The sequence below is a fragment of the Escherichia sp. F1 genome, from assembly GCF_046764225.1.
GTDB classification, from domain to species: Bacteria; Pseudomonadota; Gammaproteobacteria; order Enterobacterales; family Enterobacteriaceae; genus Escherichia; species Escherichia coli.
On record NZ_CP177202.1, the window covers coordinates 2,767,806 to 2,787,419 of the forward strand.

The window sequence follows — 19,614 nt, forward strand, 5'->3', positions numbered from 1 at the left end:
TAAAAAAAGAAAATGATGTACTGCTACTCCAGCCCGAGGCCGTCGCGCAGAATATTCAGGCGTTCGTTATCCCCGTCACGGGCGGCCTGTTGAAGTGATTTCGTTGGCGCATGGATCAGGCGGTTAGTCAGTTTCCATGCCAGATCCTGCATAATGGCTTGCGCGTCGCCGCCCTGCTCAAGGGCCGCTAACGCTTTGGCGGTTAACTCATCGCGAACTTGCTCTGCCTGGCTGCGATACTCGCGAATGGTTTCGCTGGCGCTTTGTGCACGCAGCCACGCCATAAATTCGCTGGTTTCCTGGGCGACAATAGTTTCCGCCTCAACTGCTGCGGCTTTACGCTGCGCCAGGTTATGCGAAATGATGCTTTGCAGATCGTCAACGCTATAAAGATAAGCATTCGCCAGTTTACCTACTTCCGGCTCAACATCGCGCGGAACGGCAATATCCACCAACAGCATTGGTTGGTTGCGACGGCTTTTTAATGCCCGCTCCACCATGCCTTTACCGATAATCGGTAACGGGCTTGCAGTTGAACTAATGATGATATCGGCTTCGCGCAGACGCTCGTCGATATCGCTCAGGGCAATCACTTCCGCGCCGACTTCATCTGCCAGAATTTGGGCACGTTCGCGAGTGCGGTTGGCGATAATCATCTTCTGTACTTTGTGTTCGCGCAGATGACGCGCCACCAGCTCGATGGTTTCGCCCGCACCCACCAGCAGTACCGTCACCGTAGAGAGCGATTCAAAGATCTGCCGCGCCAGCGTACAAGCCGCAAAAGCGACAGACACAGCACTGGCACCGATATCTGTTTCAGTGCGAACGCGTTTCGCTACAGAGAAAGATTTCTGGAACATGCGTTCCAGTTCGCTGGCCTTCATATGACCTTTTTGCGAATCAGCAAAGGCTTTTTTTACCTGACCGAGGATCTGCGGCTCCCCAAGAACCAGTGAATCCAGGCCGCTGGCAACACGCATTAAATGGCTAACCGCGTCGTTATCCTGATGCCAGTAGAGGCTTTTGCGCAGGTCTTCTTCATTAAGATTGTGATAATCGCAAAGCCAGCGGATTAACGCCTCTTGCAGGTTATCCTGCTCTTCAACGCTAAGATAAAGTTCCGTGCGATTGCACGTCGACAGCACCACGCCGCCCTGCACCATCGGCTGCGCAAGCAGGCTGTCAAGCGCCTGATCGAGCTTATCCGGCGAAAACGATACACGTTCTCGCAGCGATACAGGTGCCGTTTTATGGTTGATACCGAGTGCTAAAAGGGTCATGTCTGCGGGAAATAATACCAACGTTGATAGGGTTAGTCTGCTTGCATCATACAGGATGCGTAAGATCAATAAAAGAGAGCGCCCCCTTTTGGAGTAATTGCCGAAAGCCGTTAGATTCTGGCAATTAAGACAACTTGAACATAGACGATAGCGGACGGTAACGCTAGCATTAAGGGTTATAACTGCAACGTATCTCAAGGACTTGTCATCACTATGCCCCTGCCCGATTTTCGTCTTATCCGCCTACTACCGCTGGCCGCTCTTGTGCTCACTGCCTGTTCCGTTACCACGCCCAAAGGTCCTGGCAAAAGCCCGGATTCGCCACAATGGCGTCAGCATCAGCAAGACGTGCGCAATCTTAATCAGTATCAAACTCGCGGCGCGTTCGCTTATATTTCTGACCAACAAAAAGTGTACGCCCGTTTCTTCTGGCAGCAAACTGGCCAGGATCGCTACCGTCTGCTGCTGACTAACCCATTAGGCAGCACGGAACTGGAGTTGAATGCTCAACCGGGTAACGTGCAGTTAGTCGACAATAAAGGTCAGCGTTATACCGCCGATGACGCCGAAGAGATGATTGGCAAATTGACCGGAATGCCAATTCCGCTCAACAGCTTGCGCCAGTGGATTTTAGGTTTACCGGGTGATGCAACCGACTACAAACTGGACGACCAGTACCGCCTGAGCGAAATCACCTACAGCCAGAATGGCAAAAACTGGAAAGTTGTTTACGGTGGTTATGACACCAAAACTCAACCTGCGATGCCAGCCAATATGGAACTCACCGACGGTGGTCAACGCATCAAGTTAAAAATGGATAACTGGATAGTGAAATAATGCGGACACAGTGGCCCTCTCCGGCAAAACTTAATCTGTTTTTATACATTACCGGTCAGCGTGCGGATGGTTACCACACGCTGCAAACGCTGTTTCAGTTCCTTGATTACGGCGACACCATCAGCATTGAGCTTCGTGACGATGGGGATATTCGTCTGTTAACGCCCGTTGAAGGCGTGGAACATGAAGATAACCTGATCGTTCGCGCAGCACGGTTGTTGATGAAAACTGCGGCAGACAGCGGGCGTCTTCCGACGGGAAGCGGTGCGAATATCAGCATTGATAAGCGTTTGCCGATGGGCGGCGGTCTCGGCGGTGGTTCTTCCAATGCCGCGACGGTTCTGGTGGCGTTAAATTATCTCTGGCAATGCGGACTAAGCATGGATGAGCTGGCGGAAATGGGGCTGACGCTGGGCGCAGATGTTCCTGTCTTTGTTCGGGGGCATGCCGCGTTTGCCGAAGGCGTTGGTGAAATACTAACGCCGGTGGATCCGCCAGAGAAGTGGTATCTGGTGGCGCACCCTGGTGTAAGTATTCCGACTCCGGTGATTTTTAAAGATCCTGAACTCCCGCGCAATACGCCAAAAAGGTCAATAGAAACGTTGCTAAAATGTGAATTCAGCAATGATTGCGAGGTTATCGCAAGAAAACGTTTTCGCGAGGTTGATGCGGTGCTTTCCTGGCTGTTAGAATACGCCCCGTCGCGCCTGACTGGGACAGGGGCCTGTGTCTTTGCTGAATTTGATACAGAGTCTGAAGCCCGCCAGGTGCTAGAGCAAGCCCCGGAATGGCTCAATGGCTTTGTGGCGAAAGGCGTTAATCTTTCCCCATTGCACAGAGCCATGCTTTAAGCCGGGCAAGCTGAGTTTCGGTGACAACGTCACCTTGTTCCAGACGTTGCATCGCGCTCTTTAATACACCGCCTGGAAAGAATCATGCCTGGCCCGCACAGTTTTCGGCAGATTCTTTCCACCAATGGACGCATGCCTGAGGTTCTTCTCGTGCCTGATATGAAGCTTTTTGCTGGTAACGCCACCCCGGAACTAGCACAACGTATTGCCAACCGCCTGTACACTTCACTCGGCGACGCCGCTGTAGGTCGCTTTAGCGACGGCGAAGTCAGCGTACAAATCAACGAAAATGTACGCGGTGGTGATATTTTCATCATCCAGTCCACTTGTGCCCCTACTAACGACAACCTGATGGAATTAGTCGTTATGGTTGATGCCCTGCGTCGTGCTTCCGCAGGTCGTATCACCGCTGTTATCCCCTACTTTGGCTATGCGCGCCAGGACCGTCGCGTCCGTTCCGCTCGTGTACCAATCACTGCGAAAGTGGTTGCAGACTTCCTCTCCAGCGTCGGTGTTGACCGTGTGCTGACAGTGGATCTGCACGCTGAACAGATTCAGGGTTTCTTCGACGTTCCGGTTGATAACGTATTTGGTAGCCCGATCCTGCTGGAAGACATGCTGCAGCTGAATCTGGATAACCCTATTGTGGTTTCTCCGGACATCGGCGGCGTTGTGCGTGCCCGCGCTATCGCTAAGCTGCTGAACGATACCGATATGGCAATCATCGACAAACGTCGTCCGCGTGCGAACGTTTCCCAGGTGATGCATATCATCGGTGACGTTGCAGGTCGTGACTGCGTACTGGTCGATGATATGATCGATACTGGCGGTACGCTGTGTAAAGCTGCTGAGGCTCTGAAAGAACGTGGTGCTAAACGTGTATTTGCGTACGCGACTCACCCGATCTTCTCTGGCAACGCGGCGAACAACCTGCGTAACTCTGTAATTGATGAAGTCGTTGTCTGCGATACCATTCCGCTGAGCGATGAAATCAAATCACTGCCGAACGTGCGTACTCTGACCCTGTCAGGTATGCTGGCCGAAGCGATTCGTCGTATCAGCAACGAAGAATCGATCTCTGCCATGTTCGAACACTAATCGAACCCGGCTCAAAGACCCGCTGCGGCGGGTTTTTTTGTCTGTAATATCCATTTGTATGACCTATGCCTCCTTCACCTGCCATTTAGTTGACAGATGATGCGCTCACGGATGAAACATTATTGTGAACAAAATATTTTCCTCACATGTGATGCCTTTCCGCGCTCTGATCGACGCTTGCTGGAAAGAAAAATATACTGCCGCACGGTTTACCCGTGACCTGATTGCCGGGATAACCGTCGGGATTATTGCTATCCCGCTGGCAATGGCGTTGGCTATTGGTAGTGGTGTGGCACCCCAGTACGGTTTATATACCGCAGCTGTTGCGGGGATTGTCATTGCTCTGACGGGTGGGTCACGCTTTAGCGTTTCCGGTCCGACTGCGGCATTTGTGGTAATTCTCTATCCCGTTTCGCAACAGTTTGGACTGGCAGGACTGCTGGTCGCGACACTCATGTCAGGTGTCTTTTTGATCCTGATGGGGCTGGCACGTTTTGGACGCTTGATTGAATATATTCCGGTTTCCGTGACCTTAGGTTTCACCTCGGGTATCGGGATCACCATCGGTACCATGCAGATTAAAGATTTTCTCGGTCTGCAAATGGCCCATGTCCCGGAACATTATCTACAAAAAGTCGGCGCATTATTTATGGCGCTGCCGACCATTAATGTGGGTGATGCAGCCATTGGCATTGTGACGCTTGGCATTCTGGTTTTCTGGCCGCGTCTGGGCATTCGTTTGCCTGGTCACCTTCCGGCCTTGCTGGCTGGTTGCGCGGTGATGGGGATTGTTAACCTGCTCGGCGGACATGTTGCTACCATCGGTTCGCAATTCCACTACGTTCTGGCCGATGGTTCTCAGGGTAACGGTATTCCGCAATTGCTGCCACAACTGGTGCTGCCGTGGGATCTACCTGATTCAGAATTCACGCTAACCTGGGATTCTATTCGCACACTGCTGCCTGCGGCATTCTCAATGGCAATGCTCGGCGCAATCGAATCTCTGCTCTGCGCCGTGGTACTGGATGGTATGACCGGAACGAAACACAAAGCGAACAGCGAACTGGTTGGACAGGGACTGGGGAATATCATCGCCCCGTTCTTTGGTGGTATTACCGCTACAGCTGCCATCGCGCGTTCTGCCGCTAACGTCCGTGCCGGGGCAACTTCCCCTATCTCGGCGGTGATCCACTCTATTCTGGTTATTCTTGCCCTGCTGGTACTGGCACCGCTGCTCTCCTGGCTGCCGCTTTCCGCCATGGCTGCCCTGCTGTTGATGGTGGCGTGGAACATGAGTGAAGCGCACAAAGTGGTCGACTTGCTGCGTCATGCGCCGAAAGATGACATCATCGTCATGCTGCTGTGCATGTCGCTGACTGTGCTGTTTGATATGGTTATTGCCATCAGCGTGGGGATCGTGCTGGCATCGCTACTGTTTATGCGTCGTATCGCACGTATGACTCGCCTGGCACCGGTAGTCGTAGATGTTCCAGACGATGTCCTGGTACTGCGCGTTATTGGTCCGCTGTTTTTTGCTGCCGCTGAAGGCTTGTTCACGGACCTGGAGTCACGTCTTGAAGGCAAACGGATTGTGATTCTGAAGTGGGATGCCGTTCCGGTACTTGATGCTGGTGGTCTTGATGCGTTCCAGCGTTTTGTGAAGCGTCTGCCCGAAGGATGTGAACTGCGCGTGTGCAACGTGGAATTCCAGCCACTGCGCACTATGGCTCGCGCAGGCATTCAACCGATCCCGGGACGCCTCGCGTTCTTCCCGAATCGTCGCGCGGCGATGGCGGATTTATAAGTACGAGATTGACCAGTCAGCGCAAACTGACTGGTCAGCAAACTGCATTATTTGTTAGCTATGACGGCGATTATCGCTACGGCGGCAACGTTTGTCATAGTGGCGAACCCACCAGTAACGGTCGCACACCTGTTCATGCCCGCCAACACGGGCACCCGCCAGCCAGAGAATGGCACCGACGAAAATACTTAGCACTGCACCATGTGCGAAATACTGGGGCATATTAAACTGTGGTAACTGGTTGAGGATTGAATACCCCACGCCGACCACCATTACCACCAGACCCAACCCCATGAGCACGTTACCGAGTAACGAAGCGTTTTTGCGTTTCATATGTCACCTCCGGAACTTTCTGGGTTGTAACAGGGAATACCCCTCTTCCTTATGTGTAAAGTATAGACAACACCCTGTGGGTTATGTGCGGGCGTGATCACAATTACAACCCTTATTTCAACAAAACTTTACAAATAAACGCCTGAACACCTTGACTTTCTAATAGTCCACTCAGGCAATTATTGCGTTATCTGCATTTGATACGCAGTTTTTTGTCAAGCGGGGCCGCAACCAGTAAACTACGCGCCAGTTATGTACACACTCAGGACAAAAAAACGTGACGATTAAATTGATTGTCGGCCTGGCGAACCCCGGCGCTGAATACGCCGCAACGCGACATAATGCTGGTGCCTGGTTCGTTGACTTACTGGCAGAGCGATTGCGCGCTCCGCTGCGCGAAGAGGCTAAATTCTTTGGTTATACTTCGCGAGTCACCCTTGGAGGCGAAGATGTCCGCCTGTTAGTCCCGACTACATTTATGAATCTCAGCGGCAAAGCCGTTGCGGCGATGGCCAGTTTTTTCCGTATTAATCCGGACGAAATTCTGGTGGCCCACGACGAACTGGATCTGCCTCCTGGCGTCGCCAAATTTAAGTTGGGCGGTGGCCATGGTGGTCACAATGGACTTAAAGACATCATCAGTAAATTGGGTAATAACCCTAACTTTCACCGTTTACGCATCGGAATCGGTCATCCGGGCGATAAAAATAAAGTTGTTGGTTTTGTATTAGGCAAACCGCCTGTTAGTGAACAGAAGTTAATTGATGAAGCCATCGACGAAGCGGCGCGTTGTACTGAAATGTGGTTTACAGATGGCTTGACCAAGGCAACGAACCGATTGCACGCCTTTAAAGCGCAATAAGTCGTTGTCTGCGGCATTTTTGCCGAGTGCCGTGTATAATAGGCAAAGTTATTTCCATTTCTGCAATCTGTTAGCAATAACAGGTTGATTATTAAGATATTAAGGTGATTTAAATCATGGGATTCAAATGCGGTATCGTCGGTTTGCCCAACGTCGGGAAATCTACCCTGTTCAACGCGCTGACCAAAGCCGGTATTGAAGCGGCCAACTTTCCATTCTGCACCATCGAGCCGAACACAGGCGTCGTACCAATGCCTGACCCTCGCCTGGATCAACTGGCTGAAATCGTAAAACCGCAGCGTACGCTTCCCACGACCATGGAATTTGTCGATATCGCCGGTCTGGTAAAAGGCGCATCGAAAGGCGAAGGTCTGGGTAACCAGTTCCTGACCAACATCCGTGAAACTGAAGCGATCGGTCACGTTGTTCGCTGCTTTGAAAATGACAACATCATTCACGTTTCCGGCAAAGTTAACCCGGCGGATGATATTGAAGTTATCAACACCGAACTGGCGCTGGCGGACCTCGACACCTGCGAACGTGCGATTCATCGCGTACAGAAGAAAGCCAAAGGTGGCGATAAAGACGCGAAAGCCGAGCTGGCGGTACTGGAAAAATGCCTGCCGCAGCTGGAAAACGCAGGTATGCTGCGCGCGCTGGATTTAAGCGCTGAAGAGAAAGCGGCTATTCGTTACCTGAGCTTCCTGACGCTGAAACCAACAATGTACATCGCCAACGTCAACGAAGACGGTTTTGAAAACAACCCGTATCTTGACCAGGTGCGTGAAATCGCGGCGAAAGAAGGTTCTGTTGTGGTTCCGGTTTGTGCTGCTGTTGAAGCAGACATTGCCGAACTGGACGACGAAGAACGTGACGAGTTTATGCAGGAGCTTGGGCTGGAAGAGCCGGGCCTGAACCGTGTGATCCGTGCCGGTTATAAGCTGCTGAACCTGCAAACTTACTTCACCGCTGGGGTGAAAGAAGTACGTGCATGGACCATTCCGGTTGGTGCAACCGCGCCGCAGGCCGCTGGCAAAATCCATACTGATTTTGAAAAAGGCTTTATCCGTGCACAAACCATCTCGTTTGAAGATTTCATCACTTACAAAGGTGAACAAGGCGCGAAAGAAGCAGGCAAAATGCGTGCAGAAGGCAAAGATTACATCGTTAAAGATGGCGATGTAATGAACTTCCTGTTCAATGTCTAATTAATTTGTTGTCTCATGAGGTTTCGCTAAATCTCATGAAGAGCGCAAAAGTATATAAAATCCACGCAATTGCGTGGATTTTTCATTTTACCGAGTCCTAACCATTCTTATAACATCCTACACTTTTGTGCTTATTGCCTATAGTGAACCACGAGAATAATTAAAGACATAAATGTTCAGATGGCAGATATCTCATTAGCAGTGATATAACGTAAGTTTTTGTTCCACTACACATCAGACACCTTTTACAGCAGATCAATATTGATTACGCTCCAGTATGCTGGCGAGAAAAGGACTTGCCTGAAGGGCAATATCCAGCAGATAAAGCCCCCGAATAACGTGATTACGTGCGATCCCGGCAAGATGAAAATGATAACCAGTAGCACGATAATAACGATAAGCCAGAAAATCCATTGATCAAAAATGAATATCGATGTTTTTTGCTTTTTCTTATTAGTAATGCAAAAATGGCTCATATTGTTTTTGTTATGCAGATACATCAAGCGAAAATCCCATAACTAATTAGGATTATTACCAAAAATATTCACCAAATTATTTAACCGCTGTTTGTTGTAATGTTTTTGTCATATTCATAGTAACGATTTGGAATAAGTAACGACAACTTAGGGAATAACTCGATCTAAACTCACCTTTGTAAGGAGGATGTTAAATATATATTAATTCCTGTGTTCCTGATTTTGCCCGGTAATAGAGAATTATTCTCAGAGCACCTCATCATGATTGCACCATACAAATATCATGATGATAAGAGGATATTATTCATTGACTTAAACAAAATGACAAAATCCATAGACCCATAGCCTGGGTACTATATAGGAGTGGTATGGGCATCAAACAACACAATGGGAATACCAAAGCCGATCGTCTCGCTGAATTAAAAATCCGTTCGCCCTCCATTCAACTGATAAAATATGGCGCTATTGGTTTGAATGCAATTATCTTTTCCCCCCTGCTGATAGCTGCTGATTTAGGAAGTCAAAATGGCACCAATATTACTATTAGTGATGGTGACAGAATTACAGGAGATACCGCCGATCCATCAGGAAACCTCTATGGTGTAATGACCCCAGCAGGAAACACGCCTGGCAATATCAACCTGGGTAATGATGTCACCGTCAATGTCAACGACGCCTCTGGATATGCAAAGGGAATCGTTATTCAGGGCAAGAACAGCTCCCTGACAGCTAACCGACTTACAGTAGATGTTGTTGGTCAAACCTCTGCCATCGGCATTAATTTAATTGGTGACTATACCCATGCTGACTTAGGCACAGGCAGCACCATTAAGAGTAACGATGACGGCATCATTATTGGACATAGCTCAACACTAACAGCCACTCAATTCACCATTGAAAACTCGAACGGTATAGGCCTAACCATCAATGACTATGGCACCAGTGTCGATCTTGGAAGCGGAAGTAAAATCAAGACCGATGGAAGTACAGGTGTTTATATCGGTGGTCTCAACGGCAATAACGCCAATGGTGCTGCGCGTTTTACGGCGACAGACCTGACAATCGATGTTCAGGGCTACAGCGCCATGGGAATAAACGTACAGAAAAACTCTGTTGTCGATCTCGGAACAAACAGTTCCATTAAAACCAATGGCGATAATGCACACGGCCTCTGGAGCTTTGGCCAGGTGAGCGCGAATGCACTCACTGTTGATGTAACTGGAGCCGCGGCAAATGGCGTCGAAGTTCGTGGTGGTACAACCACTATCGGTGCTGATAGCCATATTTCTTCCGCGCAGGGCGGTGGCCTCGTAACCAGTGGTTCAGACGCGACAATCAATTTTTCTGGCACGGCAGCGCAACGAAACAGCATCTTTTCCAGCGGTTCTTATGGTGCCTCAGCCCAGACGGCAACGGCTGTTATCAACATGCAAAATACCGATATTACGGTTGATCGTAATGGCAGTCTGGCGCTGGGTTTGTGGGCGCTCAGCGGCGGTAGAATAACCGGAGACAGTTTGGCTATCACCGGCGCGGCAGGAGCCAGGGGAATTTATGCCATGACCAACAGCCAGATCGATCTCACGAGCGCTCTGGTCATTGATATGAGTACACCCGACCAGATGGCCATCGCAACGCAACATGACGATGGTTATGCTGCCAGCCGCATCAACGCTTCGGGTCGTATGCTTATCAACGGTAGCGTTCTCTCCAAAGGTGGGCTAATCAATCTGGATATGCACCCTGGGTCGGTTTGGACAGGTTCCTCCCTCAGCGATAATGTCAATGGCGGGAAACTGGACGTTGCAATGAATAACAGCGTCTGGAACGTAACAAGTAATTCTAATCTCGACACGCTGGCGCTGAGCCATTCAACTGTCGATTTTGCCAGCCACGGGTCAACTGCCGGCACATTTACCACATTAAACGTAGAGAACCTGAGCGGTAACAGTACCTTTATTATGCGTGCTGATGTTGTTGGCGAGGGTAATGGCGTTAATAATAAAGGGGATTTATTGAATATCAGCGGGAGTAGTGCTGGTAATCACGTATTGGCTATCCGTAACCAGGGCAGCGAGGCCACAACGGGAAATGAAGTTCTGACAGTGGTAAAAACCACTGACGGCACGGCCTCGTTCAGCGCGTCTTCTCAGGTTGAGTTGGGAGGATATCTGTATGATGTGCGTAAAAATGGCACTAACTGGGAGCTCTACGCTTCCGGGACAGTTCCGGAGCCGACTCCTAATCCTGAGCCCACACCAGCCCCCGCTCAGCCCCCCATAGTCAACCCCGATCCTACGCCTGCCCCCGCTCCCACGCCTAAACCCACCACGACCGCAGATGCTGGCGGCAATTATCTCAATGTCGGTTACTTATTGAACTATGTTGAAAACCGTACGCTGATGCAACGGATGGGTGACCTGCGAAATCAGAGTAAAGACGGAAATATCTGGCTGCGCAGTTATGGGGGAAGTCTGGACTCCTTCGCCAGTGGCAAACTGAGCGGCTTTGACATGGGTTACAGCGGTATCCAGTTTGGTGGGGATAAACGTCTCTCTGATGAAATGCCGTTGTATGTCGGTCTGTATATTGGCTCAACACATGCATCGCCGGACTATAGCGGAGGCGACGGTACCGCACGTTCAGACTACATGGGAATGTACGCCAGTTACATGGCACACAACGGTTTTTACAGCGATCTCGTTGTAAAAGCATCGCGCCAGAAAAATAGTTTCCACGTACTGGACAGTCAGAACAACGGCGTTAACGCCAACGGCACTGCGAATGGAATGAGTATCTCCCTGGAAGCCGGGCAGAGGTTCAACCTGTCCCCTACTGGTTATGGGTTCTATCTAGAGCCGCAAACCCAGCTCACATACAGCCACCAGAATGGGATGGCTATGAAGGCGAGTAATGGTCTCAATATACATTTGAATCACTACGAATCGCTGCTGGGGCGTGCCAGCATGATACTGGGATATGACATCACCGCAGGCAACAGCCAGCTGAATATGTATGTGAAGACTGGCGCTATCCGCGAGTTTTCAGGGGATACAGAATATCTGTTGAACAACTCCCGGGAGAAGTACAGTTTCAAAGGTAATGGCTGGAATAACGGCGTGGGAGTCAGTGCACAGTATAACAAACAGCACACATTCTACCTCGAAGCGGATTACACGCAGGGTAACCTCTTTGATCAGAAGCAAGTCAACGGAGGATATCGCTTCAGCTTTTAAGTGCGGGATAGACAAGCCCTTAAACGATGCTGAAAAATGTTAGCGTGCGCCGGAATGAAATATAGATCACTCTGATGTATCAGAAATAGTTTCTGTCTTTCATACCCGGCGCTTAAACTGCCCTGCATCAATGCCATGTTGCTTCATTTTCCGCCACAGCGTAGTGCGGCCGATTCCAAGTAAAGCCGACATTTCCTGAATGCGACCGCCTGTGACCTGGGCTGCGTTAATAATTGCCTCTTTTTCAACTTCCGCAAATGACAGACTGGTGGAAAGGCGGGTGGCGCTGACATCATCTGTCGCCTGCTCGGTAAACAGATGTTCCGGCAAATCACTGACGCGAATGCGCCCATTATCACTACTCAGAGCAAGATTCTCGATGACGCTGTAAAGTTCAAAATCGTTGCCAGGCCATGCACAGGAAACCAGGCGAGCGAGGGCATCGTCATCAATTTTCAGCCGCGTAGAGAAGCGTTTTTCAAGACTGCGTAATTTGTTATTCACCAGAGCCGGAATGCTGCCACGCCTCATACGCAGAGGCGGGATGGTAATTTCAAATGCATGCAGCGCGTAATACAGCTGGCGACTAAAACGATTTTGTTCCACCAGCATTGCGAGGTCCGCGGTCGTTGTGGCAATCACTTTGACATCAATGGGTATTAAACGCCGCGCATCCAGTCGCGTGATAACACCCTGCTTGATAACCTGAAGCAAAGCAGACTGTAACTCCACCGCCAGATATTCAATCTTTTCAAGAAACAGCGTGCCACCGTGCGCCAGTTCCAGCCGACTCAGACGGCCATTTTCATTGTCCGTGCGATCGCCGCCAATAAATTCTTCCGCCAGCACCGCATCACCATATAACTCACAATTGACGGCGATATAAGGCCCCGCTGCACGCTCACTTTCATTATGAATTGCCTGACTTAGCAGTGCCTTGCCCACGCCCTCTTCTCCACAAAGCAGGACAGGAAAGCTACTGCGCGCCGCCTGGCGACCAAAATGAATCAAGCGGCGGGTTTGCGGATCGTCCTGTGGCATATGAGCGAAGGTATGGCTGACTTTTCCTAATTGACTGGTCATTAACTGCCGCATCTGTTCCACAGGATGGAGCAACAAAATAAAGCTGGTTCCCTGCGTTTCTATTATCGGTTTAAGGGTTATCACCGCATCAATAAACTGATGCTGACTTTCAAAGGTGGCTTCTACGTGTTTGAGCGGATGTGCCTGTTTTATTGCTTGTTGCAATACGGCGGGTAACGTTAAGAGTTCAGTGATTGCCCTTCCCTGACTTGCCGTCGCGTCAAGGCGCAAGACCCGCGCCGCCTGGGCATTGATAAATTGCAATTGACCCTGCTCGTCCCAGCTAATCACGCCATCATCCATACTTTCTAACAGGGCATTAAGTTGATTTAAATGACGGTTAGTTTCAGCGAGCAAACTGTCCGTCAGCAGTAAATTTCCGACCTCTCGGGCGATTGCCAACGTCAACGGCAAATCAGCTGCGGTAGTTTGCTCAACCGGACACGCCAGCGCTATTGTTCCCGTCAATCGGCCCTTGCTGTCAAACAACGGCGTTGCACAAAAGGCCCAGTTCCAGAGTGCCTGTTTGAAATGTTGATCGGCCATCGTTTTCACGGCCTGACCAGAGATAGCCGCTAACGATAGCGCACAAGTACCAATAATTCCCTCGGCGCAATACGTGCCGTCATTGAATCCCAGTGCACTTAGCTGCTGCAAGGTTTGCGGATCGCCATTACGGCTGAGAATGCAGGCGGTTTCATCGAGGATAAACAGCGCACACTCTCGCGGTGCCATATATTCCCAGGCATCTTCCAGCGCAGCCTGCCCGAGCGTCAGCATCGCTTTCTTACGCCGATAAATAGAAGCAAATGTCACGCCCTGGGCCTGATGTGGTACGTTCCATGTCTCCCGTTTCATCAGCTTATTGCATCGCTCCCAGGAGGTTGCAATTAAGGGAGATATGTCCCGACCATCGTTGTTAAAAGCGCTACTCATATCCCGCATCCCTTATGACAAAAGGTGTTCCGGCTCGCAATTTTAAGTATTAATACACGTAAAAGTTTCAATATGGAACATTAATTAAAGCATATGTTTCACTATGAAACATAATTTGGGCTAATTTTCTTTTCCCTTGCCTGATGCACAATGGATTCATCGGCAGTCAGTGGTCGCCGTGTCGTTGAACATCATCCATGCCCTACCGTAATTGCTGGAGCAAAATAATGAAAAAATTGATCAATGATGTGCAAGACGTACTGGACGAACAACTGGCAGGACTAGCGAAAGCGCATCCATCGCTGACACTGCATCAGGATCCGGTGTATGTCACCCGAGCTGATGCCCCCGTTGCAGGTAAAGTCGCCCTGCTGTCGGGTGGCGGCAGCGGACACGAGCCGATGCATTGTGGTTATATCGGTCAGGGGATGCTTTCGGGGGCCTGTCCGGGCGAAATTTTCACCTCACCGACGCCCGATAAAATCTTTGAATGCGCCATGCAAATTGATGGCGGCGAAGGTGTACTGTTGATTATCAAAAATTACACCGGCGATATTCTTAACTTCGAAACAGCAACCGAGTTACTGCACGATAGCGGCGTAAAAGTGACCACTGTGGTCATTGATGACGACGTTGCAGTAAAAGACAGTCTTTATACCGCCGGGCGGCGCGGCGTTGCCAACACCGTATTAATTGAAAAACTCGTAGGCGCTGCGGCGGAGCGTGGCGACTCACTGGACGCCTGTGCGGAGCTGGGGCGTAAGTTGAATAATCAAGGCCACTCAATAGGTATCGCTCTCGGTGCCTGTACCGTTCCTGCCGCGGGCAAACCTTCTTTTACCCTGGCGGACAATGAGATGGAGTTTGGCGTCGGCATTCATGGTGAGCCGGGTATTGACCGACGCCCCTTCTCATCTCTTGATCAAACCGTCGATGAAATGTTCGACACCCTGCTGGAAAATGGCTCATACCATCGCACTTTGCGTTTCTGGGATTATCAACAAGGCGGCTGGCAGGAAGAATCACAAACCAAACAACCGCTCCAGTCTGGCGATCGGGTGATTGCGCTGGTTAACAATCTTGGCGCAACTCCGCTTTCTGAGCTGTACGGCGTCTATAACCGCCTGACCACACGTTGCCAGCAAGCGGGATTGACTATCGAGCGTAATTTAATTGGCGCGTACTGCACCTCACTGGATATGACCGGTTTCTCAATCACCTTACTGAAAGTTGATGACGAAACGCTGGCACTCTGGGACGCCCCGGTCCACACCCCGGCCCTTAACTGGGGTAAATAAGGAGATAGCAATGTCACTGAGCAGAACTCAAATTGTTAACTGGCTCACTCGTTGTGGCGATATTTTCAGCACCGAGAGCGAGTATCTTACCGGACTGGATCGCGAAATTGGCGACGCTGACCACGGGCTAAATATGAACCGAGGCTTTAGCAAAGTGGTGGAAAAACTCCCTGCTATCGCAGATAAAGATATCGGTTTCATTCTCAAGAATACCGGTATGACGCTACTTTCCAGCGTCGGTGGTGCCAGTGGTCCGCTTTTCGGTACCTTCTTTATCCGCGCCGCACAGGCGACCCAGGCACGGCAAAGCCTGACGCTGGAAGAGCTTTATCAGATGTTCCGCGATGGCGCGGACGGCGTAATCAGTCGCGGTAAAGCCGAACCTGGCGATAAAACCATGTGTGATGTGTGGGTGCCGGTGGTGGAATCGTTACGTCAGTCCAGCGAGCAAAATCTCTCTGTTCCGGCGGCGCTCGAAGCTGCCAGTAGCATCGCCGAGTCCGCTGCACAAAGTACGATTACGATGCAAGCCCGCAAAGGCCGCGCCAGTTATCTCGGTGAACGCAGTATTGGTCACCAGGACCCCGGTGCGACCTCGGTGATGTTTATGATGCAAATGTTGGCGTTAGCCGCAAAAGAGTAAGGAATTGGTGATGGTAAACCTGGTCATAGTTTCACATAGCAGCCGACTGGGAGAAGGTGTCGGTGAACTAGCCCGTCAGATGTTAATGAGTGATAGTTGTAAAATCGCCATTGCCGCGGGAATTGACGATCCACAAAATCCCATTGGTACCGATGCCGTCAAAGTGATGGAGGCCATCGAATCTGTTGCTGATGCCGACCATGTGCTGGTCATGATGGATATGGGTAGCGCATTATTGAGTGCTGAAACTGCGCTGGAATTGCTGGCTCCCGAGATCGCCGCAAAAGTACGTTTGTGTGCTGCGCCGTTGGTCGAAGGTACACTGGCAGCAACGGTTAGCGCGGCCTCGGGGGCGGAGATCGACAAAGTTATCTTTGACGCCATGCATGCGCTGGAAGCCAAACGTGAACAACTGGGTTTACCCTCCTCCAACACTGAAATCTCTGACACATGTCCTCCGTACGATGAAGAAGCCCGTTCTCTGGCGGTGGTCATTAAAAACCGTAACGGCCTGCATGTACGTCCGGCCTCCCGGCTGGTTTATACCTTATCGACATTTAATGCCGATATGTTGCTGGAGAAAAACGGCAAATGCGTCACACCGGAGAGTATTAACCAGATTGCGTTACTACAAGTTCGCTATAACGATACGCTGCGCCTGATTGCGAAAGGGCCAGAAGCTGAAGAGGCACTGATCGCTTTCCGTCAGCTGGCTGAAGATAACTTTGGTGAAACGGAGGAAGTTGCTCCACCTATTCTGCGTCCCGTTCCGCCTGTTTCGGGTAAAGCCTTTTATTATCAACCGGTTTTATGTACGGTACAGGCAAAATCAACCCTGACCGTGGATGAAGAACAAGAACGATTACGCCAGGCCATTGACTTCACGTTATTAGATCTGATGACGTTAACAGCGAAAGCAGAAGCCAGCGGGCTTGACGATATTGCCGCAATCTTTTCTGGTCACCATACACTGTTAGATGATCCGGAACTGCTGGCGGCGGCAAGCGAACTCCTTCAGCATGAACATTGCACGGCAGAATATGCCTGGCAGCAAGTTCTTAAAGAACTTAGCCAGCAATACCAGCAACTGGATGATGAATATCTACAGGCTCGCTATATTGATGTGGACGATCTTCTGCATCGCACCCTGGTCCACCTGACCCAAACGAAAGAAGAACTCCCGCAGTTTAACTCGCCAACTATTCTACTGGCGGAGAACATCTATCCCTCCACAATACTGCAACTGGATCCGGCGGTTGTAAAAGGTATCTGCCTTAGCGCCGGAAGTCCGCTATCCCACAGCGCCCTGATCGCCCGTGAACTGGGGATTGGCTGGATTTGCCAGCAGGGTGAGAAACTGTATGCGATACAACCAGAAGAAACGCTAACGCTGGACGTTAAAACGCAACGTTTCAGCCGTCAGGGTTAAACCACCGTTCGGATGGCATCGTTCTGATGCCATCCGGCTATTTACTCTGCACGGATGATTTTTAACCACCTGTTATATTTTTCACCAATTTGTGATGATTTTTCTTCGCTAATCGCGAACCCAACGCCGCTGGCTGGCTAACAAACAGACGTTATTTGATCACTCTATTTCGCCGTTATTTATCCCTTTAATTCCCTTTTCTAAAATGCCTGACCGTTCGCAGAATGAGATTTCGATCATGCAGCTAGTGCGATCCTGAACTAAGGTTTTCTGATACTTGAATACCGTTTTATTCGGTTTCGCCAAAGGAGAATGATTGATGAAATCCCCCGCAGCTTCTCGCCCGCTAAAAATGGCGTTAATTCCAGCCTGCATTTTTTTGTGTTTCGCTGCGCTATCGGTGCAGGCAGAAGAAACACCGGTAACGCCACAGCCGCCTGATATTTTATTAGGGCCGCTGTTTAATGATGTGCAAAACGCCAAACTTTTTCCGGACCAAAAAACCTTTGCCGATGCCGTGCCGAACAGCGATCCGCTGATGATCCTTGCTGATTATCGGATGCAGCAAAACCAGAGCGGATTTGATCTGCGCCATTTCGTTAACGTCAATTTCACCCTGCCGAAAGAGGGCGAGAAATATGTTCCGCCAGAGGGGCAATCACTACGCGAACATATTGACGGACTTTGGCCGGTATTAACGCGTTCTACCGAAAATACCGAAAAATGGGATTCTCTGTTACCGCTGCCGGAACCTTATGTCGTGCCGGGCGGACGTTTTCGCGAGGTATATTACTGGGACAGTTACTTCACCATGTTAGGGCTTGCCGAAAGCGGTCACTGGGATAAAGTCGCGGATATGGTAGCCAATTTTGCTCATGAAATAGACACTTACGGGCATATTCCCAACGGCAACCGCAGTTACTATTTAAGCCGCTCGCAACCGCCCTTCTTTGCCCTGATGGTAGAGTTAATGGCGCAGCATGAAGGCGATGCCGCGTTGAAGCAATACCTGCCGCAAATGCAAAAAGAATATGCTTACTGGATGGACGGTGTTGAAAACCTGCAAGCCGGACAACAGGAAAAACGCGTTGTCAAACTTCAGGATGGTACCCTTCTCAACCGCTACTGGGACGATCGCGATACGCCACGACCAGAGTCATGGGTGGAAGATATTGCCACCGCCAAAAGCAATCCGAATCGACCTGCCACTGAAATTTACCGCGACCTGCGCTCTGCCGCTGCGTCTGGCTGGGATTTCAGCTCGCGCTGGATGGACAATCCGCAGCAGTTAAATACCTTACGCACCACCAGCATCGTACCGGTCGATCTGAACAGCCTGATGTTTAAAATGGAAAAAATCCTCGCCCGCGCCAGCAAAGCTGCCGGAGATAACGCGATGGCAAACCAGTACGAAACGCTGGCGAATGCCCGTCAAAAAGGGATCGAAAAATACCTGTGGAACGATCAACAAGGCTGGTATGCCGATTACGACCTGAAAAGTCATAAAGTGCGCAATCAGTTAACCGCGGCCGCCCTGTTCCCGCTGTACGTCAATGCGGCAGCGAAAGATCGCGCCAGCAAAATGGCGACGGCGACGAAAACACATCTGCTGCAACCAGGCGGCCTGAACACCACGTCGGTGAAAAGTGGGCAACAATGGGATGCGCCAAACGGCTGGGCACCGTTGCAGTGGGTCGCGACAGAAGGATTACAAAACTACGGGCAAAAAGAGGTGGCGATGGACATTAGCTGGCACTTCCTGACCAATGTTCAGCACACCTATGACCGGGAGAAAAAGCTGGTGGAAAAATATGATGTCAGCACCACCGGAACAGGGGGCGGCGGTGGCGAATATCCATTACAGGATGGCTTTGGCTGGACCAATGGCGTGACGCTGAAAATGCTGGATTTGATCTGCCCGAAAGAGCAACCGTGTGACAATGTTCCGGCGACGCGTCCACTCAGTGAATCAACAACACAGCCGGTAAAACAAAATGAGGCGGAACCTACGCCTTAACTTTACTGTATATCGAGCAATGCCATTACGTGCATAAAATTGGCATTGCTCTTTCTTCACCACGAAATACCACTCTTTCTACGGTCTATGCCTTTATTTTCTTTCATCAGAGAAGATTTTAATTTTATTTTATCAACTTGTTAATCATTACACCTCTATTTATATTTTCCCCCACTCCCCATTCTCCCTGACAATTTTCTTGTGGAACAAAGTGTTATTTAAG

14 protein-coding genes are annotated in these 19,614 nt (G+C 50.3%); 11 read left to right on the forward strand and 3 right to left on the reverse strand.

Going from position 1 to position 19,614, the window contains the following annotated elements; translation table 11 throughout:
• Positions 1-23 precede the first annotated feature (23 nt).
• The gene (gene hemA / locus ACK8NJ_RS13420; RefSeq protein ID WP_001327855.1) at positions 24-1,280 is read right to left on the reverse strand and encodes a glutamyl-tRNA reductase; all 1,257 of its coding nucleotides are present in this window, start codon (positions 1,278-1,280) and stop codon (positions 24-26) included.
• A 213-nt stretch (positions 1,281-1,493) separates the two neighbouring features.
• Between hemA and lolB the strand changes: the two genes are divergently transcribed.
• The 4 genes from lolB to dauA all read left to right on the forward strand — a co-directional run bounded on the left by lolB (position 1,494) and on the right by dauA (position 5,870).
• The gene (gene lolB, locus ACK8NJ_RS13425; protein WP_001130692.1) at positions 1,494-2,117 is read left to right on the forward strand and encodes a lipoprotein insertase outer membrane protein LolB; all 624 of its coding nucleotides are present in this window, start codon (positions 1,494-1,496) and stop codon (positions 2,115-2,117) included.
• A complete protein-coding gene (gene ispE, locus ACK8NJ_RS13430) occupies positions 2,117-2,968 on the forward strand; it encodes a 4-(cytidine 5'-diphospho)-2-C-methyl-D-erythritol kinase (protein ID WP_001260341.1) in 852 nt (283 codons plus the stop codon). The genes lolB and ispE overlap by 1 nt, the downstream gene beginning before the upstream one ends.
• Positions 2,969-3,118: 150 nt before the next feature.
• Positions 3,119-4,066: a ribose-phosphate diphosphokinase gene (prs, locus tag ACK8NJ_RS13435; protein WP_001298109.1), complete on the forward strand. Its 948-nt coding sequence runs from the start codon at positions 3,119-3,121 to the stop codon at positions 4,064-4,066.
• Between the two features lie 151 nt (positions 4,067-4,217).
• On the forward strand, positions 4,218-5,870 hold the full coding sequence (gene dauA, locus ACK8NJ_RS13440) for a C4-dicarboxylic acid transporter DauA (RefSeq protein WP_001558991.1): 1,653 nt from the start codon (positions 4,218-4,220) through the stop codon (positions 5,868-5,870).
• A gap of 54 nt (positions 5,871-5,924) precedes the next feature.
• On the opposite strand, the gene ychH is transcribed toward dauA, so the two are convergent.
• Positions 5,925-6,203, reverse strand: a complete 279-nt coding sequence (gene ychH, locus ACK8NJ_RS13445) for a stress-induced protein YchH (RefSeq protein WP_000823885.1) — start codon at positions 6,201-6,203, stop codon at positions 5,925-5,927.
• 277 nt (positions 6,204-6,480) lie between these two features.
• Between ychH and pth the strand changes: the two genes are divergently transcribed.
• From pth to ACK8NJ_RS13460, 3 genes are all read left to right on the forward strand, one after another.
• A complete protein-coding gene (gene pth, locus ACK8NJ_RS13450) occupies positions 6,481-7,065 on the forward strand; it encodes an aminoacyl-tRNA hydrolase (RefSeq protein ID WP_000152933.1) in 585 nt (194 codons plus the stop codon).
• A 116-nt stretch (positions 7,066-7,181) separates the two neighbouring features.
• Entirely contained in the window at positions 7,182-8,273 is a 1,092-nt protein-coding gene (gene ychF / locus ACK8NJ_RS13455; protein ID WP_000505866.1) for a redox-regulated ATPase YchF, read from the forward strand.
• An 844-nt stretch (positions 8,274-9,117) separates the two neighbouring features.
• The gene (locus tag ACK8NJ_RS13460; RefSeq protein WP_411961699.1) at positions 9,118-11,985 is read left to right on the forward strand and encodes an autotransporter outer membrane beta-barrel domain-containing protein; all 2,868 of its coding nucleotides are present in this window, start codon (positions 9,118-9,120) and stop codon (positions 11,983-11,985) included.
• Positions 11,986-12,084: 99 nt separating this feature from the next.
• Here ACK8NJ_RS13460 and dhaR read toward each other — a convergent pair whose 3' ends face one another.
• Positions 12,085-14,004, reverse strand: a complete 1,920-nt coding sequence (gene dhaR / locus ACK8NJ_RS13465) for a dihydroxyacetone kinase operon transcriptional regulator DhaR (protein WP_411961700.1) — start codon at positions 14,002-14,004, stop codon at positions 12,085-12,087.
• A gap of 227 nt (positions 14,005-14,231) precedes the next feature.
• On the opposite strand from dhaR, the gene dhaK reads away from it, so the two are divergent.
• The 4 genes from dhaK (at position 14,232) to treA (ending at position 19,391) form a co-directional block, all read left to right on the forward strand.
• Positions 14,232-15,302 carry a dihydroxyacetone kinase subunit DhaK gene (gene dhaK, locus ACK8NJ_RS13470; RefSeq protein ID WP_115424226.1) on the forward strand — a complete coding sequence of 357 codons (1,071 nt, stop codon included), beginning with the start codon at positions 14,232-14,234 and terminating at the stop codon, positions 15,300-15,302.
• Between the two features lie 10 nt (positions 15,303-15,312).
• The gene (gene dhaL, locus ACK8NJ_RS13475) at positions 15,313-15,945 is read left to right on the forward strand and encodes a dihydroxyacetone kinase subunit DhaL (protein WP_001300421.1); all 633 of its coding nucleotides are present in this window, start codon (positions 15,313-15,315) and stop codon (positions 15,943-15,945) included.
• A 10-nt stretch (positions 15,946-15,955) separates the two neighbouring features.
• Positions 15,956-17,374: a dihydroxyacetone kinase phosphoryl donor subunit DhaM gene (gene dhaM, locus ACK8NJ_RS13480; protein ID WP_001550991.1), complete on the forward strand. Its 1,419-nt coding sequence runs from the start codon at positions 15,956-15,958 to the stop codon at positions 17,372-17,374.
• A gap of 319 nt (positions 17,375-17,693) precedes the next feature.
• On the forward strand, positions 17,694-19,391 hold the full coding sequence (gene treA / locus ACK8NJ_RS13485; protein WP_411961701.1) for an alpha,alpha-trehalase: 1,698 nt from the start codon (positions 17,694-17,696) through the stop codon (positions 19,389-19,391).
• Positions 19,392-19,614: the final 223 nt, after the last annotated feature.

Bases quoted from the DNA above. Each gene is read 5' to 3' on its own strand.
- ychH (WP_000823885.1), bottom strand. From the start codon at position 6,203: ATGAAACGCAAAAACGCTTCGTTACTCGGTAACGTGCTCATGGGGTTG.
- ychF (WP_000505866.1), top strand. From the start codon at position 7,182: ATGGGATTCAAATGCGGTATCGTCGGTTTGCCCAACGTCGGGAAATCT.
- hemA (WP_001327855.1), bottom strand. From the start codon at position 1,280: ATGACCCTTTTAGCACTCGGTATCAACCATAAAACGGCACCTGTATCG.
- ispE (WP_001260341.1), top strand. From the start codon at position 2,117: ATGCGGACACAGTGGCCCTCTCCGGCAAAACTTAATCTGTTTTTATAC.
- treA (WP_411961701.1), top strand. From the start codon at position 17,694: ATGAAATCCCCCGCAGCTTCTCGCCCGCTAAAAATGGCGTTAATTCCA.
- dhaM (WP_001550991.1), top strand. From the start codon at position 15,956: ATGGTAAACCTGGTCATAGTTTCACATAGCAGCCGACTGGGAGAAGGT.
- dhaK (WP_115424226.1), top strand. From the start codon at position 14,232: ATGAAAAAATTGATCAATGATGTGCAAGACGTACTGGACGAACAACTG.
- dhaL (WP_001300421.1), top strand. From the start codon at position 15,313: ATGTCACTGAGCAGAACTCAAATTGTTAACTGGCTCACTCGTTGTGGC.
- lolB (WP_001130692.1), top strand. From the start codon at position 1,494: ATGCCCCTGCCCGATTTTCGTCTTATCCGCCTACTACCGCTGGCCGCT.
- dauA (WP_001558991.1), top strand. From the start codon at position 4,218: ATGCCTTTCCGCGCTCTGATCGACGCTTGCTGGAAAGAAAAATATACT.
- dhaR (WP_411961700.1), bottom strand. From the start codon at position 14,004: ATGAGTAGCGCTTTTAACAACGATGGTCGGGACATATCTCCCTTAATT.
- ACK8NJ_RS13460 (WP_411961699.1), top strand. From the start codon at position 9,118: ATGGGCATCAAACAACACAATGGGAATACCAAAGCCGATCGTCTCGCT.